At 72.5% G+C, this 24,095-nt stretch carries 21 protein-coding genes and 1 tRNA gene; 10 read left to right on the forward strand and 12 right to left on the reverse strand.

Annotation, left to right across the window (positions count from 1 at the left end; all coding sequences use genetic code 11):
• Positions 1-266: 266 nt before the first annotated feature.
• The 3 genes from AB0P07_RS33240 to AB0P07_RS33250 form a co-directional block, all read right to left on the reverse strand.
• Positions 267-339, reverse strand: a tRNA-Arg gene (locus tag AB0P07_RS33240).
• A 79-nt stretch (positions 340-418) separates the two neighbouring features.
• Entirely contained in the window at positions 419-1,990 is a 1,572-nt protein-coding gene (locus AB0P07_RS33245; protein ID WP_365557265.1) for an IclR family transcriptional regulator C-terminal domain-containing protein, read from the reverse strand.
• A 212-nt stretch (positions 1,991-2,202) separates the two neighbouring features.
• Entirely contained in the window at positions 2,203-3,501 is a 1,299-nt protein-coding gene (locus AB0P07_RS33250; protein ID WP_365557268.1) for a M6 family metalloprotease domain-containing protein, read from the reverse strand.
• Between the two features lie 332 nt (positions 3,502-3,833).
• Between AB0P07_RS33250 and AB0P07_RS33255 the strand changes: the two genes are divergently transcribed.
• Both AB0P07_RS33255 and AB0P07_RS33260 read left to right on the forward strand, forming a co-directional pair.
• On the forward strand, positions 3,834-4,487 hold the full coding sequence (locus tag AB0P07_RS33255; protein WP_365557271.1) for a TetR/AcrR family transcriptional regulator: 654 nt from the start codon (positions 3,834-3,836) through the stop codon (positions 4,485-4,487).
• Between the two features lie 205 nt (positions 4,488-4,692).
• Entirely contained in the window at positions 4,693-6,240 is a 1,548-nt protein-coding gene (locus AB0P07_RS33260) for an MFS transporter (RefSeq protein ID WP_365557273.1), read from the forward strand.
• A gap of 109 nt (positions 6,241-6,349) precedes the next feature.
• Here AB0P07_RS33260 and AB0P07_RS33265 read toward each other — a convergent pair whose 3' ends face one another.
• Positions 6,350-6,841 carry a MarR family transcriptional regulator gene (locus AB0P07_RS33265; protein ID WP_365557275.1) on the reverse strand — a complete coding sequence of 164 codons (492 nt, stop codon included), beginning with the start codon at positions 6,839-6,841 and terminating at the stop codon, positions 6,350-6,352.
• Between the two features lie 97 nt (positions 6,842-6,938).
• Between AB0P07_RS33265 and AB0P07_RS33270 the strand changes: the two genes are divergently transcribed.
• A complete protein-coding gene (locus AB0P07_RS33270) occupies positions 6,939-7,724 on the forward strand; it encodes a class III extradiol ring-cleavage dioxygenase (protein ID WP_365557277.1) in 786 nt (261 codons plus the stop codon).
• A 49-nt stretch (positions 7,725-7,773) separates the two neighbouring features.
• On the opposite strand, the gene AB0P07_RS33275 is transcribed toward AB0P07_RS33270, so the two are convergent.
• On the reverse strand, positions 7,774-8,292 hold the full coding sequence (locus AB0P07_RS33275; protein WP_365557280.1) for an N-acetyltransferase family protein: 519 nt from the start codon (positions 8,290-8,292) through the stop codon (positions 7,774-7,776).
• Positions 8,293-8,505: 213 nt separating this feature from the next.
• Here AB0P07_RS33275 and AB0P07_RS33280 point away from each other — a divergent pair, with 213 nt between their 5' ends.
• Positions 8,506-9,504: a sigma-70 family RNA polymerase sigma factor gene (locus AB0P07_RS33280; protein WP_030190975.1), complete on the forward strand. Its 999-nt coding sequence runs from the start codon at positions 8,506-8,508 to the stop codon at positions 9,502-9,504.
• Between the two features lie 566 nt (positions 9,505-10,070).
• Complete coding sequence (locus tag AB0P07_RS33285; RefSeq protein WP_365557283.1) at positions 10,071-10,802, forward strand: TetR family transcriptional regulator; 732 nt, start codon at positions 10,071-10,073, stop codon at positions 10,800-10,802.
• 27 nt (positions 10,803-10,829) lie between these two features.
• Here the strand turns inward: AB0P07_RS33285 and AB0P07_RS33290 are convergent, their stop codons facing one another.
• Positions 10,830-11,801 (reverse strand): YafY family protein, encoded by a 972-nt coding sequence (locus AB0P07_RS33290; protein WP_365557285.1) that lies wholly within the window; start codon positions 11,799-11,801, stop codon positions 10,830-10,832.
• Between the two features lie 63 nt (positions 11,802-11,864).
• Between AB0P07_RS33290 and AB0P07_RS33295 the strand changes: the two genes are divergently transcribed.
• The 4 genes from AB0P07_RS33295 (at position 11,865) to AB0P07_RS33310 (ending at position 17,726) form a co-directional block, all read left to right on the forward strand.
• Positions 11,865-13,490 (forward strand): MFS transporter, encoded by a 1,626-nt coding sequence (locus tag AB0P07_RS33295; protein WP_365557288.1) that lies wholly within the window; start codon positions 11,865-11,867, stop codon positions 13,488-13,490.
• Between the two features lie 180 nt (positions 13,491-13,670).
• Positions 13,671-14,432, forward strand: a complete 762-nt coding sequence (locus AB0P07_RS33300; RefSeq protein WP_365557291.1) for a DeoR/GlpR family DNA-binding transcription regulator — start codon at positions 13,671-13,673, stop codon at positions 14,430-14,432.
• Complete coding sequence (pfkB, locus tag AB0P07_RS33305) at positions 14,429-15,376, forward strand: 1-phosphofructokinase (protein WP_365557293.1); 948 nt, start codon at positions 14,429-14,431, stop codon at positions 15,374-15,376. The genes AB0P07_RS33300 and pfkB overlap by 4 nt, the downstream gene beginning before the upstream one ends.
• 277 nt (positions 15,377-15,653) lie before the next feature.
• The gene (locus tag AB0P07_RS33310; RefSeq protein ID WP_365557296.1) at positions 15,654-17,726 is read left to right on the forward strand and encodes a fructose-specific PTS transporter subunit EIIC; all 2,073 of its coding nucleotides are present in this window, start codon (positions 15,654-15,656) and stop codon (positions 17,724-17,726) included.
• Between the two features lie 24 nt (positions 17,727-17,750).
• On the opposite strand, the gene AB0P07_RS33315 is transcribed toward AB0P07_RS33310, so the two are convergent.
• From AB0P07_RS33315 to AB0P07_RS33330, 4 genes are all read right to left on the reverse strand, one after another.
• Positions 17,751-18,500: a DUF6227 family protein gene (locus AB0P07_RS33315; protein ID WP_365557298.1), complete on the reverse strand. Its 750-nt coding sequence runs from the start codon at positions 18,498-18,500 to the stop codon at positions 17,751-17,753.
• Positions 18,501-18,668: 168 nt separating this feature from the next.
• Positions 18,669-19,892: an Ig-like domain-containing protein gene (locus AB0P07_RS33320; RefSeq protein ID WP_365557300.1), complete on the reverse strand. Its 1,224-nt coding sequence runs from the start codon at positions 19,890-19,892 to the stop codon at positions 18,669-18,671.
• 134 nt (positions 19,893-20,026) lie between these two features.
• Positions 20,027-21,070 carry a P1 family peptidase gene (locus AB0P07_RS33325; protein WP_365557303.1) on the reverse strand — a complete coding sequence of 348 codons (1,044 nt, stop codon included), beginning with the start codon at positions 21,068-21,070 and terminating at the stop codon, positions 20,027-20,029.
• Positions 21,071-21,161: 91 nt separating this feature from the next.
• Complete coding sequence (locus AB0P07_RS33330; RefSeq protein WP_365557409.1) at positions 21,162-22,400, reverse strand: low temperature requirement protein A; 1,239 nt, start codon at positions 22,398-22,400, stop codon at positions 21,162-21,164.
• A 111-nt stretch (positions 22,401-22,511) separates the two neighbouring features.
• Here AB0P07_RS33330 and AB0P07_RS33335 point away from each other — a divergent pair, with 111 nt between their 5' ends.
• Positions 22,512-22,688: a hypothetical protein gene (locus AB0P07_RS33335; protein WP_365557305.1), complete on the forward strand. Its 177-nt coding sequence runs from the start codon at positions 22,512-22,514 to the stop codon at positions 22,686-22,688.
• A 59-nt stretch (positions 22,689-22,747) separates the two neighbouring features.
• Here AB0P07_RS33335 and mscL read toward each other — a convergent pair whose 3' ends face one another.
• A complete protein-coding gene (gene mscL, locus AB0P07_RS33340) occupies positions 22,748-23,221 on the reverse strand; it encodes a large conductance mechanosensitive channel protein MscL (protein WP_365557308.1) in 474 nt (157 codons plus the stop codon).
• 111 nt (positions 23,222-23,332) lie between these two features.
• On the reverse strand, positions 23,333-23,830 hold the full coding sequence (locus AB0P07_RS33345; protein WP_365557310.1) for a hypothetical protein: 498 nt from the start codon (positions 23,828-23,830) through the stop codon (positions 23,333-23,335).
• Between the last annotated feature and the right edge of the window lie 265 nt (positions 23,831-24,095).

Genomic DNA, 24,095 nt, shown 5'->3' on the forward strand with positions numbered 1-24,095 from the left:
GAGGCCCTGTTCGTATGCGCCCAGAGCCCCGCGACCACTCGATCGGGACTCCCGTTCGACGCGCATCTCTCAAGATCGAAAAGACAACAGCTTCTCAAGCCGGTCGACCAGCTTCTCGTACCGTCGCCGGGCCAGCTCATCCTTCGAGGGCATCTCGCACAGCTCCCCACCTCTGCCCGCAGCCGCATGTGTGCCATATGTGTGCCGCGAGTACGAAGGCCCTCCCGTCCGGTGGACGGAAGGGCCTCTGACCAGGTGTTTCTCTGTGCCCCCGGCAGGATTCGAACCTGCGACACCCGCTTTAGGAGAGCGGTGCTCTATCCCCTGAGCTACGAAGGCGGGGCCTGCCGCTGTGGGCGGCGGTGCCAACAGGTTAGCGGATCGGGGGCCGGGGTGGAGGGGGAGGCCGGGGGGTGGGTCACGTCGGGGGGACGTGGACGAAGTGGCCTGCCACGCGGAGGTCGGACTCGATGTCGGATGCCGTTCGGGTCAGCTCGGGGAGGAGCTCCGTTTCGCAGGCCTTGGTCGTGCGGCGGGCCGCGTGCGTGGCCACGTTGAGTGCCGCCACCACCGTGCCCGTGCGGTCGCGTACCGGGACGGCGATGGCGCGCAGGCCGGCTTCCAGTTCCTCGTCGACCAGGGCGTAGCCCCGGGCCCGGACCTCGGGGAGGGCCAGCAGGACGCGGCCCAGGGCCGTCGCGTGGGCCGGGAGGCGGGTGCCGACCGTGACGCGGGCGCTCAGGACGCGGGCCGTGGACGCCCGGGCCGTGTACTGGATCTCCGTGCGGGAGTCCGCGAGGACGGCGAGGGACGTCGATTCGTGGACGCGGTCGGCGAGGGCGGTCAGGTGGGGCTGGGCGATCTCGGGGAGGGAGGTGTGGGACAGGGGCGGGAAGCCGAGGGACAGGACCCGGGGGGTGAGGGTGAAGGTGGCCTCGGGGGCCGGGGTCACCAGGCCGGCGTGGGTGAAGGTGATCAGGGCTCTGCGTGCGGTCGCGCGGGACAGGCCCGTTGCCTTTGCGACCTGGGTCAGGGTGAGCGCGGAGCGGCCCTCGCCGAAGGCGGTGAGGACCGTCAGGCCGCGGGCGAGGGATTCCACGAAGTCCCGGCCCAGTTCTTGTTTTGATGCCCCTGTCCAAGTGGCCAGGCCCGCGCGGGGTGGACCCGGGGCCGGGGGAGGGGCCGTGCGCAGGTCGTTCTCCATCGCCGCCACCGCCGCGCGCAGGCGGGGGAGCAGGGTTGTGCGCAGGTCCGGGGCCGTGTGGCGGCTGGTGTGGCTCACGACGCTCGCCACGCAGGCCACGCGGCCGGTGCCGGGGTGTCGTACGGGGACCGACAGTGCCACCAGGCCCGGTTCGACGAGTTGGTCGTCCAAGGCGTAGTCGTCGCGCGCCGCCGTGGAGGTGCGGAGGGTGAAGTCCTCGTCCGCCGTCGGGTGTTCGCGGGTTGGTACGGCGGGGAAGGTGTGGTCCGCCGGGTCCCCGGCTCGGCGTTCTCGCCAGTGGCGCCAGTCCGCGTCCGTCCATTCCGTGGCGAACAGGGGGCCGGGGGCCGTGCGTTCCGCCGGGAGCAGGTCGCCGATGCGGAAGCTCAGGGACATGGCGCGGCGGCGGGTGGCCTGGTGGATGAAGCGGATGCCGTCCCGGTCGCCGACCGCCAGCGACACCGACTCGTCCAGTTCGTCGGCCAGGGCGTCGGCGCGAGCCGAGAGCAGGGCGGGGAGGCGGAGGGCGGCGAGGTAGGCGTTGCCCAGTTCCATCAGGCGGGGGGCCAGGGTCACGTCGCGGCCGTCCAGGCGGACGTATCCCATGCGGGCGAGGGTCGCCGTGAGGCGGTCGACCGTGGAGCGGGCCAGGCCGGTGGTCTTCTCCAGGGCGCTGAGGCTGAGGGTGCCGCCGTCCGCCTCGGTCAGCCGGCGGAGTACGGCGATGCCGCGGAGGAGAGGCGTGACCGCCTCGGTCGGCGTGACGTCAGGGGTGTGGGCGGGCATCGGCTCTCCGGTACGGCGATCACGGCAGGGCGCCGCAGGGTGTCGCAGGGCGCCTACGGTAGCCCGACCCGCCCACCGCCTCCGCTTGACCGTCCCCGCCCGTCGCCTCTGCTTGACAGCCCCCGCCCGTCGGCTCCGCTTGACAGCCCCCGGTCGTCACGTCCGGGTGGTCCGGACATGGCCGTCACACCCGGGTGGCCCGTCCCCGGCCGTCACTTCCGGGTGACCCGGACCCGTACGTCTCCCGTCCCGTCCTTGCCCGTCACCTTGATCGTGACGCCCTTGCGCGGGTCCTTGAAGGTCTCGCCCTCGGTGAAGGCGGCGTCGGAGAGTTCGGCGTGGACGTTGGGGCTGCGGGTGCAGCCGCCGCTGTCGCGCCGGGAGTCGTAGACCCGTACCGGGCCCATGCCGGTGTCCACGTCCGCGTCGATCTTGTAGATCAGTACGCCGGGTCGGCACACCGTCTCGTCGTTGCCCTCGCGGGTGCGCAGTTCGACCGCGTAGCCGGACGTGCCGCTCAGCGGCAGGACCACCAGTTTGTCGCCGCCCTTGCGCGCCAGCGGGGTCAGTGTGTACTCGGTCGTCCCGGGCGCGGAGGCGCAGTGCACCTGGGTGCGGTCGAGCCAGCCCAGTTTCCACTTGTGCCAGCCGAGGAGGTCGTTGTTGGCGCCCCAGTCCTCGCTCATGATGTCCCAGTGGCCGACGGCGCCGCCGCCCTCCTGGGTGTAGAGGTCCGGGAGGCCGAAGACGTGGCCGTTCTCGTGCGGGAGGACCCGGTAGCCGGTCTCGTCGTAGGAGCCGGAGCCGTCGTCCTGGCGGGAGTAGACGAAGGAGGCGTTGGCCACCGGGACGCCGTCGGCGACCGGAGCCTCCTGGTTCCCGGCGAAGGTGACGGACAGGACCGTGTCCAGGGCGGAGGGGCCGGCGTTCGGGGTGACCAGGACGTTCACGAGGTCGTAGGCGCGGAAGTCGACCTTGGGGTCGGCCGCCGCGACCAGGTCCTGGACCAGTTTGCGGTAGCCGGGTTCGAAGGGGGCGCCGCGCTCTATGCCGTACTCGGCGAAGGACTTGGGCATCCGGAGCCAGTCCCGGATCGGGGTTTCGGGGCGGTAGTCGAGGCGGCCGTAGCTGCTGGTGCGGAACCATTCCTCGGTCTGCGGGAAGAACTCGGCGTACCGGTCGAGCGCCTTGCCCTCGCCGGGCGCGTCGGAGAAGTCGATCATCAGAGTGAGCGCGCGGACGGTGCCGGTCGAGCGGGCGTAGCCGGTGGAGGTCGGGACGCCCTCGGACATCTGGGTCTCGGGGCCGCCGCTGATCATGCAGGGGCCGTGCGCGGAGGAGTGGGAGAGGGCGGCGGGGCCGGGGCCCGAGGTCGAGGTGCCGGGCGCGAGCCGGCCGGTGCCGGCGGAGGTGCTGAGGGCGAGGGTCAGGACGGCGACGGTCCCGCCCGCGGCCAGTCGGCGCGGGCGTATGCGGCGGCTCGGCGGCTGCGCCTGCCCGTGCGGCTGCATGCGGACCTCCCCGTGCCACGGCAGCCGCCCGACACCGGCTGCGCCCTTGGGCTCACCCTGGGCCGCCGGGTGGGCGGGCGCGCGCTGGAGAGGCCGATCGTGGGTTTCTCACCGGTAGCCGCCGACCGGGGGGAGGGGCGGGTGCGGGTGTGACTCAGGTCACCTGAAAGTTCTTCGGGGGTGGGAAATAACCGGGGATCGTTTCCCCGTTTAGACCTGTGTCCGAGCGAAACGGGGACTTGCTCCCCGGATCGTGAAACCACTGACCTCACTGATTTCACTGACCTCATTGACCTCAGTGAAGTCACACCCCACAGACCAAGGAGTGCGCCGTGCAGACCGCTGTCCCCGACCAGCGCAAGGTGACCAGGCCCCGCGCCGACGCTCTGCGCAATCGGGAGCGGATCGTCCTCGCCGCCCGGGAGATGTTCGTCGAGCACGGCCCGGACGTGCCGTTCGACGACGTCGCCCGCCGGGCCGGCGTCGGCAACGCCACGGTGTACCGCAACTTCCCCGACCGCGACGCCCTCGTCCGCGAGGTCGTCTGCTCGGTCATGGACCGCACGGCACAGGCGGCCGAGTTGGCACTCGACGAGACCGGGGACGCGTTCGAGGCGCTGGAGCGCTTCGTGCACGCCTCCGCCGACGAGCGCATCAGCGCGCTGTGTCCCATGGTGGCCAGCACGTTCGACGAGCACCACCCCGACCTGGAAGCGGCGCGCGAGCGGGTCGAACGGCTCGTCGCCGAGGTCATGGACCGGGCGAAGGCGGCCGGTCAGCTCCGCGACGACGTGGACGTGGGCGATGTGATGATCGCAGCCGCCCAGCTCAGCCGGCCCCCGGCCGGTACGGGGTGCATGAGCGTCGACCGGTTCGTCCATCGCCATCTGCAGCTGTTCCTGGACGGGCTGCGGGCTCCCGCCCGCTCCGCCCTGCCGGGTGCGGCCGTCACCGTGGAGGACCTGCGCCGGCCCTGCGACCAGTAGTTCAGCCAGCTTCGACACCGACAGCGAAGCCGACACCGACAGCGGCACCTACGCCGACACCGACAGCGACACCTCCACCTCCACCTCCACCGATTTCGACACCGGCGCCGAGCCGTCAGCCGTCCCGCTGACGGAGGGTGATCGGCGCGGGTCCCGTCGTCCCTTTTCTCGTTTTTCCGTCACGAAGTCCGAAGTGGGTATCTCCATGTCTCCATCAGCCGTCAAGGCTTCCGGCGTCGCCGACGCCCCGGACGCCGGTCGCTGGAAAGCGCTGGTCTTCATCGCGCTCGCCCAGCTGATGGTGGTCCTCGACGCCACCATCGTGAACATCGCCCTGCCCTCCGCGCAGCAGGACCTCGGCATCTCCGACGGCAACCGGCAGTGGGTCGTCACGGCCTACGCCCTCGCCTTCGGCGGTCTGCTGCTGTTCGGCGGCCGGATAGCCGACCTGTGGGGCCGCAAGCGCACCTTCGTCCTCGGGCTGGGCGGCTTCGCCGTCGCCTCCGCGCTGGGCGGTGCGGCCACCAACGAGGCGATGATGTTCGGCTCGCGCGCCCTCCAGGGTGTCTTCGGCGCCCTGCTCGCGCCCGCCGCGCTCTCGCTGCTCGCCGTGATGTTCACGGACGCCAAGGAGCGCGCCAAGGCCTTCGGCATCTACGGTGCGATCGCCGGTGGCGGTGGCGCCGTGGGTCTGATCCTCGGCGGGTTCCTCACCGAGTACCTGAACTGGCGCTGGACGTTCTTCGTCAACATCCCGTTCGCCATCGTCGCCGCGGCCGGCGCGTACCTGGTCATCCGTGAGCCCGAGGGCGGCCGCAACCGCTCGCCGCTCGACATCCCCGGCGTGATCCTGTCCACCCTCGGTCTGGTCGCGCTCGTCTACGGCTTCACCCGCGCCGAGTCCAACGGCTGGAGCGACGCCGTGACGGTCGGCATGTTCGTCGCCTCGGCGGTGCTGCTGCTGGCCTTCGTGGTCGTCGAGTCCAGGGTCAAGGCTCCGCTGCTGCCGCTGCGCGTGGTCACCGAGCGCAACCGGGGCGGGGTCTACCTCTCGCTGGGGCTGGCCATCATCGCGATGTTCGGCCTGTTCCTCTTCCTGACCTACTACCTGCAGGTCGTGAAGGGCTACACGCCGGTGAAGACCGGCTTCGCCTTCCTGCCGATGATCGCGGGCATGATCACGGGCTCCACCCAGATCGGCACCCGGCTGATGACCCGGGTCGCGCCCCGGCTGCTGATGGGTCCCGGCTTCCTGGTCGCCGCGGTCGGCATGCTGTTCCTCACCCAGCTGGAGGTCGAGACCTCCTACGCCGGTGTGCTGCTGCCCGGCATGCTCCTGCTCGGCCTCGGCATGGGTACGGCGTTCATGCCCGCCATGTCCCTGGCCACCACCGGCGTGGAGCCGCGGGACGCCGGTGTCGCCTCCGCGATGGTCAACACCTCGCAGCAGGTGGGCGGCGCCATCGGTACGGCGTTGCTGAACACGATCGCCGCCTCCGCGACCACGTCGTACATCGCCGATCACATCGGCGGCGCGTCCTCCCGGTCCCAGCAGCAGCTGGTCCAGCTGCAGGGCCAGGTGCAGGGCTACACCAGCGCGATCTGGTTCGCCGTCGGCATCCTGGTCGTGGCGGCCGCCATCGCCCTGACCCTCGTCAACGCCGGGCGACCGGGCAGCGGCAACGCCGTCGCCGGGTCCGGTGCGGGCGACGGGGCCGAGGACGAGCTGCGGGTGCCGGTCGTCGCCCACTGACGGCGCCCGACCCGGCAGCCGTACCCGCTCGGGCTCCTGTTCCACCCGTGCGTACGGGGAGGGGACGCCCCGTACGCACGGTTCCCCCGGACCTGCCCCGGCCGCGCGCTCAGCGCAGCCAGGGCAGGTCCGCACCCGCTTCGCTCGGCTGAAGTCCCTCGGCGACGATCCGCATGATCTCGCCGAGGGACTTCTGCTGTTCGGGCGTGAGCCGGTCGAAGACCGCCTGACGCACGGCGTTCACGTGGCCCGGTGCGGTCCGGCGCAGCACCTCGTACCCCTCGTCCGTGAGGATGGCGAACTGGCCGCGCTTGTCGGAGGGGCAGTCCTCGCGGCGGACCCAGCCGTTCTTCTCCAGGCGGGCGATGGCGTGCGAGAGCCGGGAGCGGGTGATCTTGGCGTACCTGGCCAGCTCCGTCATCCGCAGCCGCCGGCGCGGTGACTCGGCCAGCTTGACCAGCAGGCCGTAGTAGACGTGCGGCATGCCGGCGTCGCGCTGGAGCTGACGGTCGAGGTGGTCCTCGAGGAGGGTGGCGGCCTCGATGTAGGAGCGCCAGACGAGCTGCTCCTCGGCGGTGAGCCATCGGGGTTCGTCGTTCATGCGTCCACTGTACGAGACGTTTCCTTGAATGTTAAACAAATTGGGGGTAGGTTGAGGACGAACAGAGATTGAGAGTTCAAGTATTGGAGTAGCCGCCGTGACCGCCGCCCCGCAGGAACGCATGCCCGCCCTCTACCTCAGTCACGGCGCCCCGCCGCTGGCCGACGACCCCGTCTGGCCCGGCGAGCTCGCCGCCTGGTCCGCCGCCCTGCCCCGCCCCAGGGCGATCCTCGTCGTCTCCGCCCACTGGGAGGAGGCCCCGCTCGCTCTCGGCGCCACCCGGACCGTCCCCCTGGTCTACGACTTCTGGGGCTTCCCGGAGCACTACTACCAGGTGCGCTACGAGGCCCCCGGCGCCCCCGCGCTCGCCGAGTCCGTGCGCAGGCTGCTGCGCGCTCCCGGTACGCCCGTGCAGGACGTCCCCGACCGCGGCCTCGACCACGGCGCCTACGTGCCCCTGGTCGAGATGTACCCCGGCGCGGACATCCCGGTCCTCCAGGTCTCCATGCCGACCCTCGACCCGGCGCGGCTCATGGAGATCGGCCGCCGGCTCGCGCCGCTGCGCGACGAGGGCGTGCTGATCGTCGGGTCCGGTTTCTTCACCCACAACCTGGCCGCGCTCCGCCAGGGCGGCATCCCGTCCTGGTCCGCGGAGTTCGACGACTGGGGGCGGCGCGCACTGGAGGGCGGGGACGTGGACGGGCTGCTCGACTTCCTCCACAAGTCCCCGGCGGGGCGGCTCGCCCACCCGCGCACCGAGCACTTCGCGCCCCTGTTCGTGACCATGGGCGCGGCGGACGCCACCGGTGAGCTGGACACGCGGCAGTCGGTGATCGACGGGTTCTGGATGGGGCTGGCGAAGCGGTCGGTGCAGTTCGGCTGACGGTCGGCCGACGGGGTGCGAGAGGCGCCCCCGGATGCCGCCGCCGGCGCTACAGCGGCTTCTCGTACCAGGCCACGTCCCAGTACCGGCCGAACTTGCGGCCCGCCTCCCGGTACGTGCCGACGTGCCGGAAGCCGAAGCGGGCGTGCAGTCGCTGCGACGCCTCGTTGGGCTGGGCGATGCCCGCGTAGGCCCGGTGCAGGTCCTCGCCGGCCAGGGCGTCGAAGAGGGCGGCGTAGAGGAGCGAGCCGATGCCCCGGCCGCCCGCGCCCGGGGCGACGTAGACGGTGGTCTCCACCGAGGTCGCGTAGGCGGGCTTCGCGCGGTAGGGGCCGGAGGTGGCGTACCCCAGAATCTCCTGTGAGTCCGCGTCCGTGGCAACCCGCAGGCGGTGGGGGCCGTCTTCTGGGTGGGAGAGCAGCCAAGGGCGGCGTTCTTCCGGGGTGAACGGCTCGGTGTCGAACGTGATGGGCGTCTCACGTACGTAGTGGTTGTAGAGGTCGGTGAGTGCCTTGAGATCCTCCTCGACGCCCGGCCTGACCTGGACCTCAGCGGTTCCCGACGGCATCGCCCCTCCTCGTGTGGCGGGACAGGGTACTGCATGATCAGAAAGATCGAGGGGCAGGTTGGGAATTCTGTCCGGATTCCAGTCGTTGTTTCCATCGGATGCAGGGCACCCGAGGAGAGTCCCGAGAGGGGCTGAAGGCAACGGAGACAACACCGCAAGGCGCCCGAGCGTCCACAGGACCACCCGCTGAACCACCATCGCAAGGGAGCACGCATGGCAACCCGTGCCGTCGCCCGTCGTAAGTCCGCCACCGGCGAGACCTCCGGCTCGGCAACCAGCGTCCGCGCGAACGGCGGCGAGCTCGCCGACCGCGATCTGGTCGGCATGTACCTCGACGAGATCGCCCGGACACCGCTGCTCGACGCTGCCAAGGAGGTCGAGCTGTCCCAGACCATCGAGGCGGGTGTGTTCGCGCGGCAGGTCCTCGAAGGGTACGAGGAGACCGGGGCGGACGCCACCCGTGAGGAACTCCAGGCCCTGATCGACGAGGGCGAGCGGGCGAAGGACGTCTTCATCCGCTCCAACCTCCGCCTGGTCGTCGCGGTGGCCCGTCGCTACCCGCGCAGCGGTCTGCCGCTCCTCGACCTGATCCAGGAGGGCAACGCCGGCCTGGTCCGCGCCGTCGAGAAGTTCGACTACCGCAAGGGCTTCAAGTTCTCGACGTACGCGACCTGGTGGATCCGTCAGGCCATCACCCGGTCCATCGCCGACCAGTCGCGCACCATCCGGCTGCCCGTCCACCTGGTGGAGGAGCTGGGCCGGATCCGGCGTGTGCAGCGCGAGTTCAACCGCGAGCACGGCCGCGAGCCGGAGCCCGCCGAGATCGCGGCCGAGCTGGGCTCCACGCCGGAGCGCGTCACCGACGTGCTCGACTGGGCCCGCGACCCGGTCTCGCTGAACATGTCGGTGGACGACGAGGGCGAGACCCAGTTCGGCGACCTGCTGGAGGACACCTCCGCCGTGTCGCCCGAGCAGTCGGTGCTGACCCTGCTGCGCAGCGAGGAGCTGGACGACCTCATCGGCCGCCTCGACCCGCGCACGGCCTCCATCATCAAGATGCGGTACGGCATCGACGACGGCCGCGAGCGCACGCTGACCGAGGTCGGCAAGGAGCACGGCCTCACCCGTGAGCGCATCCGCCAGATCGAGAAGCACGCGCTGCTGGAGCTGAAGAAGCTGGCCCGCGACACCGGCTTCGAGGCAGCCGCGTAACGCCGCCGGAGACGACGGCCGGGCCGTGCGGCCCGGCTGCCGGCGTGACGCGGGGGCGTGACGTGGCGGGTGGGGCGTACGCCGGGTGCTGAACCCGGCGCAAACATGGCCGTACAACGCTGCTTCAACCCGCCGGGGCCGGGAAAGAGACGTTCAAGCCCGTCGGATCGGCCCACTCGTCGGGCGCTTCACCCGGCCCGGTTCGTCCGGTCCGTCCCACCCCTTCGTCCTCGTCCGGCTCGTTCGTCCCGCCTCCGACGACGGCCCGCGCCGCGCCCCCGGCGCGGCACCACTGGACCACGTCCCGACGCACTCCCCCCGGCGCCGGGACTTCCCGAGCCGGGCTCGGCGCCTCTCCCCCCGGGGCGCCGCAGCCCGGCTTCTTCCGCAGCGGGAGACCGGCCGACAGCGAGCCGGACCCGGACGTCGGTGCGTCCGGTGCGTCGGTCGGCGGTTCGGCGTCGGTTCTCGATCGAGAGACGCGAGAGAGGCGGGGCACCCCGAACCTGAACCCCGGGGTGGCCCGCCGAATGGCAGATTCTGCCACAGCGGCATAGCCTGCCGAAGTGAGCACCACCGTTCCTTCGTCATGTCCCGACCCGGCACCGGGGCCGCCCGACTCCACCGGGCCGTTGTCCGGGAAGGTCTCCCTGACCGAGCGGCGCAAGGCCGAGACCCGGATGGAGATCGCCCGGGCGGCGGCCCGCCTCTTCGCGGACCAGGGCCTGCGGGCCACCCGGGCCGAGGACATCGCCAAGGCCGCGGGCGTCGCCCCGCGCACCTTCTACCGCTACTTCGCGGCCAAGGAGGAGGCCATCACCCCCCTCTACGCCCTCGGCGCCGAGCGCTGGGTACGGGCGGTGCGCGACGCCCCGGCCGAACTGTCCCCGCCCGAGGCACTCGAACACGCCGTGCGGCACACGCTGACCCCGGGCGCGGGTGTCTCGGCGCCTTCCTGGGAGTGGGCCCGCGCCCTCGTCCGCCTGGCCGGGAGCAGTCCGGCGCTGCGCAAGGTGTGGGCGGAGGTCTGCCACGCCACGGAGCGGGGACTGGTGGAGGCGCTGGCCGCACGCATGTCCGGCGGTGACGACAACGTTGCCGCGCGACGGGCCGCCGCTCCCCGGCTGCACTTCGCCGCCGCCGTGGCGGGCGCCGCCGTGCGGGTGGCGACGGAGCACTGGGCGTCGTCGTCCTCCCGCGACACGCGCGGCCCCTTGGAGCAGGCGCTGCTGAACCTGGAGGTGCTGCGGGACTTCGCCTGGGAGGACGGTCCCGCGGAACGCGGGTGGCGCACGTAACGCGGGGCGGGCCACGGCAGCCACCTCTCAGTCGGCCCCCGCCGCCCGTGCCAGCCGCGCCCCCAGCTCCCGTACGCAGTCCACCAGTTCCGCCGGTTCCCGGACCCGGAACTCCAGGCCGGTGGTCGCCAGCCGGGCCGCGGTCCACTCCACCGGGCCGGACACGGTCGCCCGCACCACGCACGAGGCGCACCCCTCCACCGGCTCGGGCGCACCCATCCACGGGGGCAACAGCGGCGCGACGGCCTCCGCCGGGGCGTGGAAGACGACCGCGATCTCGTAGGAGTCGGTGCGCTGCTGCATCGAGCGCCGCAGGTATTCGGCCGCGTCCCCGGTCGGCAGTTCCCGCGGCGCGAACCGCGCCCCCGTGGCGAAGGGCTCGCTCACCCGGTCCACCCGGAAGGTCCGCCAGTCGTCCCGGTCCACGTCGTAGGCGACCAGGTACCAGCGCCGCCCCGTCGACACCAGCCGGTACGGCTCCGTCAGGCGTCGCGTCCCGGTGCCGTCGGCCGCGCGGTAGGCGAACCGCAGCCGCTCGTGCCCGGCCACCGTCGAGGCCATCACGGTCAGCGTCTCGGGCGCGATGCTCGGCCCGTCCCCGCTGGTCAGCGGCGTGGTCGCGGACTGGAGCGTGGTGACCCGGTGCCGCAGCCGGGACGGCAGCACCTGCTCCAGCTTGGCCAGGGCCCGCACCGACGCCTCGTCCAGGCCCGCGACCGCGTGCCCGGCGCCCGCCCGCAGCCCGACCGCGATGGCCACCGCCTCCTCGTCGTCGAGGACGAGCGGCGGCATCGCCTTGCCCGCCACCAGCCGGTAGCCGCCGTCGGCGCCCATCGTCGCCTGCACCGGGTAGCCCAGCTCCCGCAGGCGGTCGATGTCCCGCCGGACGGTGCGCCGGGAAACCCCGAGCCGGTCGGCCAGCTCGCCGCCGGGCCATTCGCGGGGCGTCTGGAGGAGGGAGAGGAGGGTCAGCAGCCGGGCCGGAGTGTCCGTCGTCATGTGTTCGAGGATGCCGTGGATCTAGGACGTGATCAGTCCTACTGGGTACATACGTTCTTCCCCATGACCACCACGCACACCCCGGATCCGGCGCCGGTCCCACCCGCCGCAGCCGACGCGACTCCCTCGCCCGCCGAGTCAGCCCAGCCCGCCGAGTCCGCCGAGTCCGTCGGACCTGGTGGACCCACGGAACCCGCCGGTTCCACCGAGCCCGGCGCGGGCGACCGGCGCCGCTGGTTCGCGCTCGCGATCGTGATGACCGCGGCGTTCATGGACCTGGTGGACGTCACCATCGTCAACATCGCCATCCCCTCGATCCAGAAGGACGAGGGCGCCTCCTTCAGCCAGGTCCAGTGGATCACCGCCGGGTACGCCCTCGCCTTCGCGGCCGGACTGATCACCGGCGGCCGGCTCGGTGACATCCACGGCCGCAAGCGGGTCTTCCTCGTCGGTATCGGCGGCTTCACCCTCGCCTCGGCGCTGTGCGGCCTCGCCGCGAATCCGGAGGTGCTGGTCGCCTCCCGCATCCTCCAGGGCGGTATGGCGGCCCTGATGGTGCCGCAGGTGCTGTCGATCGTGCACGCCACCTTCCCGGCGCACGAACGCGGCAAGGTCTTCGGGCTGTTCGGCGCGATCGTCGGACTCGGTGCCGTCTCCGGGCCGCTCCTGGGCGCCCTGCTCACCGAGTGGAACCTCTTCGGTCTCGAGTGGCGGCCCATCTTCCTCATCAACCTGCCGGTCGGCATCGCGGGCCTGGTCCTCGGCAGTCGCTTCATCACGGAGTCGAAGGCGCCGCGCGCCCTGCGGCTGGACCTGGTCGGGGTCGCGCTGGTCACCCTCGGACTGCTGATGCTGATCTACCCGCTCACCCGGGGCGAGGAGCTGGGCTGGCCGCTGTGGGGACACCTCTCGATGGCCGGGTCGGTCGTGGTCCTCGCGGTCCTGGTCGCCTACGAGCGGCGCAAGAGCGCGCGGGACGGCTCGCCGCTGGTGGAGCTGTCGCTGTTCAGGGTGAAGAGCTTCGCGGCCGGGATCGCCGTGCAGACCGTCTTCGGGGTCGCCCTCGGCATCTTCTTCCTGGTGTGGACGCTGTACCTGCAGTACGGGCTCGGCTGGAGCCCGCTGCGGGCCGGCCTGACCGGCGTACCGTTCTCGATCGCCGTGTCCACCGCCGCCGGGATCTCGGTGCAGAAGCTGGTCCCGCGCTTCGGGCGGAAGGTGCTGCAGGCGGGAGCGCTGGTGATGGCGGCCGGAGTGCTCCTCCACATCTGGGAGTCCGGACACTACGGGCTCGCGATCACGTCCTGGCAGATGGCGCCGCCGCTGGTCGTGATGGGCGTCGGCATGGGCCTGATCGTCGCGCCGCTGACCGACGCGGTGCTCTCCCAGGTGCCGCGCGAACACGCCGGGGCGGCGTCGGGGCTCATCAACACCGTGCAGCAGATGGGCAACGCGCTCGGTCTCGGGCTGGTGTCGGTGGTCTTCTTCGGCACGATGAGCGACCACCTCGCCCCTGCCCGCCTCGGCCCGGCCTACGTGGACGCCTTCCAGAACGCGCTGGGCTGGGTGGCCGCGGTGCTGGCCGGGATCTTCCTGCTGATGTTCGCTCTGCCCGGACGGCCGGCCCAGCACGTGGAAGGGGGCCGGGCGGAGGACCGGGAGGAGGGGAAGGAACCCGCACTGGTCTGAGACAGGCGCCGGCGAGAGGCTGGTCCGGCACCTCCGTGCCGGACCAGCCTCTCGCCATGTCGATGACCGTTCATGTCTGCTTGCGTCTGACTGTTTCCGTTTGCTGTTTACATCTCGGACAACCGGGCGTAGCCTCCCGGGAGAAACCACAGGTTCGGGCACGGTCGGAGGTGAACGGTCATGTACGCACCGGAGCGGCAGCAGGAGATCCTCCGGCTGGCCCGGGACGGCGGCCGGGTGGACGTGGTGTCGCTGGCCGAGGAGTTCCAGGTGACGGCGGAGACCATCCGCCGGGACCTCAAGGCCCTCGACCGCGCCGGTCTGCTCCGCCGGGTGCACGGCGGCGCCATCCCCGCCGGACGGCTCGACTTCGAACCGGACCTCGCCGAGCGCGAGTCCACGGCCGCCGACGAGAAGGACCGCATCGCCAAGGCGGCCCTGGCGGAACTACCGGTCGAGGGCACGATGATCCTCGACGCCGGTTCCACGGTGGCCCGCATGGCCGCGGCGATCCCGCCGGAGACCTCGCTGACGGTGGTCACCCACAGCCTGCCCACCGCGGCCCGCCTCGCCGACCACCCCGGCATCCAGCTCCACCTCGTCGGCGGACGCGTCCGGCACCGCACGCGCGCCGCCGTGGACGCCTGGGCGCTGCGCGCGTACGGCGAGATCCGCGCCGACGTGGCCGTGGTGGCGGCCAACGGGTTCTCCGTGGAGCACGGCCTGACCACCCCCGACCTCGCCGAGGCGGCCGTCAAGCGGGCCGCCCTGACCGCCGCCCGGCGTGTGGTGCTGCTCGCCGACTCCTCCAAGTACGCCCAGGAGCACTTCGCCCGCTTCGGCGCCCTGAGCGACGTGGACCTGCTCATCACCGACAACGGACTGACCCCCGAGGACGCCGGCGACATCGAGCGCGCCGGCACGGAAGTAGTGCGCGCATGATCCTGACCGTCACCCCCAACCCGTCGCTGGACCGCACCTACGAGGTGCCGTCCCTCGACCGCGGCGAGGTCGTCCGCGCCACCGGCGAGCGCGTCGACCCCGGCGGCAAGGGCGTGAACGTCTCGCGCGCGGTGACCGCCGCCGGGCAGCGCACCGTAGCGGTGCTGCCGCTGGGCGGGGCGCCGGGCGCCCTCGTCGCCGACCTGCTCGACGCGCAGGGCATCGAGGTCGCGGCGGTCCCGATCACCGGGCCCACCCGGTCCAACATCGCGCTCGCCGAGGCCGACGGCGTCCTGACGAAGATCAACGCGCCGGGCCCCGAACTCTCCCCGGCGGAGACGGAACTGCTCCTGGAGACCGTACGGCGCCAGTCGTCCGGCGCGGACTGGATCGCCTGCTGCGGCAGTCTGCCCCGCGGACTGGCCCCGTCCTGGTACGCCGACCTGGTCGCCCGCGCGCACGCCGCCGGGGTCCGGATCGCCCTGGACACCTCCGGTCCGGCCCTGCTGCGGGCGCTGCGCGAGCGGCCCGACGTGGTCAAGCCGAACGCCGAGGAACTGGCCGAGGCCGTCGGCCGTCCCCTCGCCACGGTCGGTGACGCCGTGAAGGCCGCCGAGGAACTGCGCGAGCTGGGCGCCCGGTCCGTGCTCGCCAGCCTCGGCGCCGACGGGCAGCTGCTCGTGGACGACGCGGGCACCTGGTACGGCACCGCCCGCGTGGACGCCGTACGCAGCAACGTCGGCGCCGGGGACTCCTCGCTCGCCGGGTTCCTCGTGTCCGGCGGGACGGGCCCCGGCGCCCTCGCCTCCGCCGTCGCGCACGGCGCCGCCGCCGTCCAGCTGCCCGGCAGCGTGATGCCGACGCCGCACGACCTGGACCCGGCCGCGGTGACCGTCACGACCGAGGTGCCGGTGGACCGCGTACTGGGGGAGCCGGTGCCGTGACTCCCCACGTGAACCACCCCAGGCCCGTCCGCCCCGTTCGCGGCTGCCTTCGCGGGGTCGTCCGCCCCGTTCGCGGCTGCCTTCGCGGGGTCGTCCGCCCCACCCGCCTCCCCAGGGTCGTCCGCCCCACTCGCGGCTGCCTCCGCGAGGTCGTCCGCCCCGCTCACGGCCCCCTCCGCGGGGCCGTCCCCAGCCCCCACCGCTGTGCCCCCGTCCCCCTCCCCGCCCCCGCCCCTCACCCCACGTTCCGGGCGATACGCGAGCTAAGGAGCCCGCGATGAGCGACATGATCACCGCGGACCTGGTCGACCTCGACCTGTCCGCCGACACCAAGGAAGCGGCGGCGCGCGCCCTCGCGCAGCGGATGGTGGCCCTGGGCCGGGTGACCGACCTGGAGGGCTTCCTCGCCGACGTGACCGCCCGCGAGGCGCAGATGCCGACCGGCCTCGACGGCGGCATCGGCATCCCGCACTGCCGCAGCGCACACGTCACCGAGCCGACGCTCGCCTTCGGGCGCAGCGCGGCCGGCGTCGACTTCGGGGCGGCGGACGGTCCGGCCGACCTGATCTTCCTGATCGCCGCTCCGGCGGGCGCCGACGACGCCCACCTGACGATCCTCTCGTCGCTGGCCCGGCAGCTGATGAGCGCCGAGTTCACCGCCGCGCTGCGCTCGGTGGGCGACGCGGCCGGCGCCGCCGCGCTGATCCGCGGGGAGGAACCGGCGCCCGCCGAGGACACCCCCGAGGGCACCACGGAGGAGAGCCCGGACACCGGGGCGGTCTCGGCGGCGGCCTCCGCCGAGACCACCCCGGGCAGCACCGGCCGCGAATCCGGCGCACCCGAGCGCCCCTTCCGGATCGTCGCCGTCACCTCCTGCCCCACCGGCATCGCGCACACCTACATGGCGGCCGAGTCCCTGGAGAACGCGGGCCGCGAGGCGGGCGTCGACGTCGTCGTCGAGACCCAGGGGTCGGCGGGCTTCACCCGGCTCGACCCGGCGGTGATCGCGGCGGCGGACGGCGTGATCTTCGCCCACGACGTCGCCGTACGCGAGAAGGACCGCTTCGCCGGGAAGCCCACCGTCGACACCGGCGTCAAGGCGGCCATCAACCGGCCCGGCGAGCTGATCGGCGAGGTCCGCGACAAGGCGGCCCGCGGCGAGGTCACCTCCGCCTCCCCGGGTGTGACGCCCGTCGAGCGCGGTGGGGAGTCCGGTGAGGGATACGGCACCAAGCTCCGCAAGTGGCTGATGTCCGGCGTCAGTTACATGGTGCCGTTCGTCGCCGCGGGCGGCCTGCTGATCGCCCTGGGCTTCGCCGTCGGCGGCTACGAGATCAACAAGGCGCCCTCCGTGATGGACCACTTCGTGTGGACCCAGGCGGACAGCTGGGGCGCGCTGCTGTTCCAGATCGGCGGCGTGGCCTTCGCCTTCCTCGTCCCGGTGCTGGCCGGCTACATCGCCTACGGCATGGCCGACCGGCCGGGCCTGGTCCCCGGCTTCGTCGGCGGCTCGATCGCGCTCACCATCAACGCCGGCTTCCTCGGCGGTCTGGCGGCCGGTCTGATCTCCGGCGCCGTGGTGCTGGCGATCCAGCGGGTAGCGATACCGAAGGCGTTGCGCGGCATCATGCCGGTGGTGGTGATCCCGCTCGTCTCGGCGGCGGTCGTCGGGTTCCTGATGTTCGTCGTGATCGGCAAGCCCATCGCCTCCGCGCAGTCGGGCATGACCGACTGGCTGAACGGCCTGTCCGGCGCCAACGCGATCCTGCTCGGCGCGCTGCTCGGCCTCATGATGTGCTTCGACCTCGGCGGCCCGGTCAACAAGGTCGCCTACACCTTCGCCACCGCGGGCATCGCGGTCGCCAGCCCCAGCGACTCGGCGATGAAGATCATGGCGGCGGTCATGGCGGCCGGCATGGTCCCGCCGCTGGCGATGGCCCTGGCCACCACGGTGCGCGGCCGGCTCTTCAACGCCGCCGAGCGCGAGAACGGCAAGGCCGCCTGGGTCCTGGGCGCCTCCTTCATCTCCGAGGGCGCCATCCCGTTCGCCGCGGCCGACCCGCTGCGCGTCATCCCCGCCTCGATGGCGGGCGGTGCGGTCACCGGCGCCCTGTCGATGGCCTTCGGGGCGACGCTGCGCGCCCCCCACGGCGGCATCTTCGTGGTCCCGCTGATCGGCAACCCGCTGCTCTACCTGGTCGCCATCGCGGCCGGTGTCTGTGTCAGCGCGGCGCTGGTGACAGTCCTCAAGGGCCTGCGCAAGCCGGTGCCCGGAGCCGCGGCCCAGGGACCCGACGGCGCGGACCCGTCGGCCCCGACGCCGGGGGAGAAGCAGCCGGTGGCCGCGTAAGGGCCCGGAGGGGAGCGGGGCGCGCTACGGGGACACCTGTGCCGCGCGCCGCTCCATCTCCCGGCGGGCCGTCTCCTCGCTGTCGTACACCTCGCACATGTGCCGGCCGTCCGGCGTGGCCGTGTGCTCGACCTCCCACAGGGAGACCTCCACGCCGTCGCGCAGCAGGAACGCGTGCTCGTAGAGCGAGAAGCCGATCCGGGCGCGGCCCGCCCGGCCGGGCCCGCCGAAGGCCTGGGTGATCTGGTGCCCGCACGCCGTCGACAGCCGCTCGGCGAGGTCGGCACCGGGACGGTCCGCGTTCTCCGCGCGGCGCAGCAGCCGACGGGCGTGGTCCGCCGAGGCGTCGGGGACATACACGTGGCGCGGGGTGGGGACGGGCGACAGCTGCACCTGCGCCGGCAGCTCGAAATCCGGGGCGTCGGGCGGCAGCGCCAGCCGGGATCCGGCGGTGCGCAACTCCTCCTCGTCGACGTAGACCTCGTGCTGCGGCTCGCTGCCCGGGGCGGTGTTGTGGACCAGCTCCCAGAGGGTGAGGGCCGAGCCGTCGGCGAGCAGCCAGGTGTGGCGGTACGTCTCCCGGTGCAGCCCCGCGCTGTGGTGCGCGGAGTGCAGTGAACCGTCGTGCGCCAGCGCGCAGTCCAGCCGCCGCAGGACCTCGTCGGGCAGCTCGAAAGAGTTCAGGGCGCGTCCGAGCAGCCGCAAGAGGTGCTCCTCCGGAGACTCGGGCGACTCGGGTGGTTCGTACGCTGCCGTCTCGTACGGAACGCTCAAGGTTTCTCCCGGCGTTGCTGCATGTCACCTTGTGGGTGCATACCGTAGCCCCTCGGTCGGACATCATGTCCGGGAACCGAGAAAACGTACGCACGAATTACGCGAGGGCCGCGCGAAAAGTTCCCGCGCGGCCCGACGAACCGTCAAAACTTCCTGCTCACCGCCCGATCAGCCGGTGCTTTGGGTGATCCACTCGCTCCACGGCATGTTCCAGCCGTTGAGGCCGTTGTCCGGCGCGATCGTGTCGTCCGGGGAGTTCTTGACGACCACGACGTCCCCGACGAGCGAGTGGTCGTAGAACCACTTGCCCGGGGTGTCGCCCTGCGCGCCCTGCACGTCCGCCAGCCCGACACAGCCGTGGCTGGTGCCCTGGGCGCCGAAGGGTGGGTTGCCGAGGTTGTACCAGTAGTTGCCGTGGATGAAGGTGCCGGACCGGCTCAGCCGCATCGCGTGGGGCACGTCCGGGATGTCGTACTCGCCGCCGAACCCGACCGTCGACCCGTTCATGCGCGTCTGCTCGGACTTCTCCGAGATCACCATCTGCCCGTTGTACGTCGGGTTCGCGGCGCTGCCCGCCGAGATCGGGATCGACTTGAGCGTCGTGCCGTCCCGCACCACCGTCATGGTCTGCGTGTCGACGTCCACCGTGGAGACCTGCGCGCGGCCCACGGTGAAGGTCACGGTCTTCTTCTGCACGCCGTAGAGGCCGTTCGCGCCCTCCACCCCGTCCAGGTCGATCTTCAGCGTGACCTTGGAGCCGGCCTTCCAGTACTCCTCGGGCCGGAAGTCGAGCCGTTGCCCGCCGAACCAGTGCCCGACCACCTTCTGCCCGCTGCTGGAGGTGACCGTGATGTGCGCCTGCACGCTCTTCCGGTCGGTGATCGCCTTGTCGAACGTGAACGACACCGGCATCCCCACCCCGACCGTGCTGCCGCCGTCCGGGGTGTACGTGCCGACGAAGCTGTGGTCCGAGGAGACGGTCGTGAACACCGAGTCGGCTGCGGCCGTGCGGCCGTTCGCGTCCTTCGCCCGCGCCGTGATCCGGTACTTCGTGCCCCGCTCCAGCCGCTCCTTCGGCTTCCAGCTGCCGCCGTCGCCGGACACCGTGCCCGGTACGGCGGCACCCGTCTCCGCGACGGTCATCGTCACGTCGGTCAGCGTGCCGTCGCTGACCTTCACACCGGTGGAGTTGACCGAGGCGCCGGTCGACCCGTCCTTGGCCGAGATCACCAGCTTGGCGACCGAGGTGTCGGCGGCCCCGGCGCCGTCCTTGCCGTCCTTCTTGTCGTCGGCGCTGGCGCTTCCGCCGCAGGCGGTGAGGGTGAGGGCGCCGACCACCAGGGCGGCACAGGCCCCCAGTACGCGCCGCGTGGCTATGTCCGGCGTTGTCACGGGCTGCTCCAGGTTCGGGTGTTGTGCGCTGCTCGCTTCAGCCGTCTAGAGGGGCCCGGCGGCCCGCGGGGTTCCCGAGGGCCGCCGGGAGCGCCGACGCGTGACAAAACCCGGACAATCGCAACGCGGCCGGGTCAACCGGCCCTGGAAACCCGCCCGTACAGCTCCCCGTAGGCCGGCCAGGATCCGCCCGGGCCGTCCACCGGCTCGGCGGCCCGGACCGCGCGCACGATCGCGCGGGTCACCACGTCGGCGCCCGCCGCCAGCAGCTCGTTCAGCGCGAGCGGCTGCCCGGACTCGAGCGGGCGCTCCCCGGTGGCCAGGGCGAACACCGTGTCGCCGTCGCTGAGCAGATGCACCGGCCGTACGGCCCGCGCGATGCCGTCGTGCGCGGTGCCGGCCAGCTTCTGCGCCTGCGCCTTGGACAGGTCGGCGTCGGTGGCGACGACGGCGAGCGTGGTGTTCAGCGGGGGCGGTGCGTTCCTCGCCGCGACCTCGGCCAGGCGCCGCCGCGCGGCCTCGTGCACGTCCGGTGCCGGGTACTCCACCCGTCCGCCCCGGAACAACTCCCCGTACAGCGCCCCCGTTTGCGGGTCCGTCACCGACCCCGCCGCGTTGGCCACCACCAGCGCCGCCACCGTGATCCCCGAGTCGAGCAGAGTGCTCGCGGTGCCCACCCCGCCCTTCAGGGTGCCGACCACGGCACCGGTGCCCGCCCCGACACACCCCTCGGCCACCCCGGCGCCCGGCGCGCTCGCGTGGGCCGCCGCCGCGGCCGCGTAACCGGTGGCCGCGTCCGGCCTGGCCCGGAAGTCGCCTCCGCGCCCCAGGTCGAAGACGCAGGCCGCGGGCACCACCGGCACCACGTGCGCCGGGTCCGGACCGACCCGCACTCCGCGCCCCCGCTCCTCCAGCCAGGCCATCACCCCCGAGGCCGCGTCGAGCCCGTAGGCACTGCCACCGGTCAGCACCACCGCCTGCACCCGCTGGACCAGGTTGCGCGGATCGAGGGCGTCGGTCTCCTTGGTGCCGGGGCCGCCGCCGCGCACGTCCACACCGGCGACCGCACCGCCCTCCGGCGCCAGCACCACCGTCGTCCCCGTCAGCCACCCGTTCCCGGTGCGCGTCGCATGCCCCACCCGAAGACCGGCGACATCCGTCAATGCGTCAACTGTCATGGGGCCAGTCTCGTCCCGCCGCCGGCGACGGGACCGCAGCCGCGGTCGGCGCGGTGCGGGACCGGTGACCGGCACGGCGGGGAGCAGTGGCTCAGGCGGCCGGTGCCGGTGCCCTCCGCTCCCGCTCGGTGCGCCGCGCGGTCAGCGTCACCCCGGCCGCCACGGCCAGCGCCAGCACGATCCCCGCCGCCAGTACCGCCTCGCCCCCCAGGAAGGTGCAGGCGAGCACCAGCAGCGCGGCCACCGGCAGCACGAGCTGCTCGGCGACGCCCACCTTGAAGTACCGTGCGTGCAGGGCCCACACCGCCAGCAGGAAGACCGCCGTCGGCAGGGTCACCGCGAAGGATGCCGCGAGCGTCGAGACATGCGCCTTGCCCACGGCCTGCTCCACCGCCACCTCCAGTCCCGCCCCGATCGCCGCCGCCGAGGCGAACACCAGGTAGTGGCCGTAGCCCCAGAGGAAGGACTGTCGGTTGGAGCGCAGATGGCTGTGGACGGGCACAACGAAGTAGATCCACCAGGCCGCGAAGACGATCAGCAGTCCGCCGGCCGCGATCGGGAGGACCTCGCCCAGCGCGTCGTTCTCCTCGATGCCCGACTTCACCGCGACCGTGGCCGCCGCGACGGTCTCGCCGAGCACGATGATCGTGAACAGCCCGTACCGCTCGGAGATGTGGTGCGGATGCCAGGACGAGGGATGCTTGCGCTCGGCGAACGCCGGCACGCACAGCTCCAGCACCACCATCACCAGGAACAGCCAGCCCCGGCCGCTCTCCGGCACGATCAGCAGCCCCAGCCAGCCGATCTGACAGAGCAGCACGCCGGCCGCGTATCTCCGGGCCATGGTGCTCTCCGGCGGTGCCGCCGACCGGCCCGCCCTGAGCCACTGCGCCACCATGGCCATCCGCATGATCACGTAACCGATGACGACGGCCACCCAGTCGTGGTCCTCGAACGCCCGGGAGACCCCGGCCGCCAGGACCAGCACACCGGCGATCTGGACGAGCGTGACGACCCGGTAGAGGACGTCGTCGTTGTCGTACGCGGAGGCGAACCACGTGAAGTTCATCCACGCCCACCAGATGGCGAAGAAGACCATCGTGTAGTTGAGGACACCCTCGCCGGCATGCCCTCCGGCGACGGAGTGCACCAGCTGGACGCCGGCCTGGGCGATGGCGACGACGAAGCACAGGTCGAAGAGGAGCTCGAGCGGCGTGGCGACGCGGTGCACCTCGTGCCGGTGGCGTGCCTTCAGACGGCGCACCGGGGGGTGGTCGTCGGGCGGTGGGCCCAAGGGCGCGGTCGCGGAGGAGGGACGGGGACTGGACATCATGGCTCCCAGCACAGCAGAGACGACGCGGACGTGCTTGCGGACCACCCGTCCGCCGGGGTGAGCGGGCGCGGGGGACGGCGTCCGCGGCGCGCCCCGTACCCTGGAGCCATGAGTACCACCCCCGGCCCCGAGCCCCGCGCGCCCAGGCCCGCGCTGGTCTTCGACGACCCGCTGGACCAGCAGACCTCGGACGACACCGACCGCGGCTGGGGAGAGCGGCCCGAGGGCGACAGCGCGGCCGACCTGAAGCGCTTCCTCGACGAGAAGCCGCCCCACCACATCTGAGTCCCCCCTCACCGGAGGGAGCGGAATTCCCGGCGCCGGCCGGACCGCGAGCCCGCAGGCTAGGAGCGGTCCTGCCCCGAACCGCCGCGCTGGGCGAGCAGCGCGTCGCGGATCTCCTTGAGCACCTCCAGCTCGGAGACCTCGATGACCTCCTCGGTGCTCTCCTTCGCCTTGCGGCGGGCTTCCTGCCGGGCCAGGTACTTCGACATGGGCAGCACCATCAGGAAGTAGACGACGGCCGCAGTGATCAGGAAGGTGAGGGTCGCGCCCAGCACGTGGCCCCACAGGATCCGCACGCCCGTCGCGCTGTCGCCGGTCCCGGTGCACGGACCCTTCAGACAGGAGCTGTAACTGTCCAGGCTCTGTGTGCCGAACGCCCCGACCAGGGGGTTGATGACCCCCTCCACCACCGAGTTGACGATCTTGGTGAAAGCGGCGCCGATGACGACCGCCACCGCCAGGTCGATGACGTTGCCGCGCATCAGGAAGGCCTTGAAGCCCTGCCAGACGCTCGGCTCCTTCTTGTCGCTCACGGTGGGAGCACTCCTCGCTTGAACAGGTGCAGGAACCAAACGTTCCGAAACCTACGGCAGCGTTGGGCCATCCTGTCCAATCCGTACCCTCGAACGAGGTACTTGACGGGCTCAGCACAGGGTCACCGCCAATCGTGCCGTGGTACCGGCGCCGACCAGCCGGTGTGCCGTCGCGCGCGGCACCGAGACCACCACCAGCGCCCCACCCGCCGCCGGATCCTGCACGGGTTCGGGCACCTCGGCCACCCGCACACCACGGGCGAGTACCGAGGCGTCGCCGGCCCCGCCGTCCCCGGTCGCGACGACGTCGACGCGGTCGCCCGGCCTCAACAGCCGCACCGTGGCCGCGTCGGCGATCCGCACCGGCGCCGCCACGAGCCGGGTGTGCTGCCGCTCGGCCGTCGGATGCCCGCGTGCCCCCCGCGTCCCCTGCCCGTCGGTCCCCTGCCCGTCGGTCCCGTGCCCGTCGGTTCCGGGATGCGGACCCGCCGCCACCAGTGCCGCCGCGGTGACGGCGAGCCCGACGGCGAGGGCGCGTCGCCGGTGACGCACGAGCCGGTGCAGCCGATGGCGCCCGCCGCGCACCCGCACCGGGGCGAAGTGCGGCACCTCACAGGTGGGCGGCGCGTCGGCCCCGGCCGGGAGCGGCGAGGCGTACGAGTCGGCGGAGGGAGGCGGCGGAGGCGAAGACGGCAGGGGTGGCGAGGCCAGGGAGGCTGACGACAGGGAGGGGGAAGGCCCGGAGGCCGAGGGCCCGGAGGGAAAGGGCAGGGAGGGACGGGACACGGTGACCACCACCAGTGACGAGGGACCGGCTTGCGCTCCCACGATGAGGCTTTTCACCGAGTCCCGCCGACGCCCGTGGACCACCGGT

The organism is Streptomyces sp. NPDC085944 (assembly GCF_040686295.1).
GTDB lineage: Bacteria > Actinomycetota > Actinomycetes > Streptomycetales > Streptomycetaceae > Streptomyces > Streptomyces salinarius.

Excerpts from the sequence above, each read along its gene's own strand:
- AB0P07_RS33245 (WP_365557265.1), bottom strand. The coding sequence starts at position 1,990 with ATGCCCGCCCACACCCCTGACGTCACGCCGACCGAGGCGGTCACGCCT.
- AB0P07_RS33250 (WP_365557268.1), bottom strand. The coding sequence starts at position 3,501 with ATGCAGCCGCACGGGCAGGCGCAGCCGCCGAGCCGCCGCATACGCCCG.
- AB0P07_RS33260 (WP_365557273.1), top strand. The coding sequence starts at position 4,693 with ATGTCTCCATCAGCCGTCAAGGCTTCCGGCGTCGCCGACGCCCCGGAC.
- AB0P07_RS33265 (WP_365557275.1), bottom strand. The coding sequence starts at position 6,841 with ATGAACGACGAACCCCGATGGCTCACCGCCGAGGAGCAGCTCGTCTGG.
- AB0P07_RS33275 (WP_365557280.1), bottom strand. The coding sequence starts at position 8,292 with ATGCCGTCGGGAACCGCTGAGGTCCAGGTCAGGCCGGGCGTCGAGGAG.
- AB0P07_RS33280 (WP_030190975.1), top strand. The coding sequence starts at position 8,506 with ATGGCAACCCGTGCCGTCGCCCGTCGTAAGTCCGCCACCGGCGAGACC.
- AB0P07_RS33290 (WP_365557285.1), bottom strand. The coding sequence starts at position 11,801 with ATGACGACGGACACTCCGGCCCGGCTGCTGACCCTCCTCTCCCTCCTC.
- AB0P07_RS33295 (WP_365557288.1), top strand. The coding sequence starts at position 11,865 with ATGACCACCACGCACACCCCGGATCCGGCGCCGGTCCCACCCGCCGCA.
- AB0P07_RS33300 (WP_365557291.1), top strand. The coding sequence starts at position 13,671 with ATGTACGCACCGGAGCGGCAGCAGGAGATCCTCCGGCTGGCCCGGGAC.
- pfkB (WP_365557293.1), top strand. The coding sequence starts at position 14,429 with ATGATCCTGACCGTCACCCCCAACCCGTCGCTGGACCGCACCTACGAG.
- AB0P07_RS33310 (WP_365557296.1), top strand. The coding sequence starts at position 15,654 with ATGAGCGACATGATCACCGCGGACCTGGTCGACCTCGACCTGTCCGCC.
- AB0P07_RS33325 (WP_365557303.1), bottom strand. The coding sequence starts at position 21,070 with ATGACAGTTGACGCATTGACGGATGTCGCCGGTCTTCGGGTGGGGCAT.
- AB0P07_RS33330 (WP_365557409.1), bottom strand. The coding sequence starts at position 22,400 with ATGTCCAGTCCCCGTCCCTCCTCCGCGACCGCGCCCTTGGGCCCACCG.
- AB0P07_RS33335 (WP_365557305.1), top strand. The coding sequence starts at position 22,512 with ATGAGTACCACCCCCGGCCCCGAGCCCCGCGCGCCCAGGCCCGCGCTG.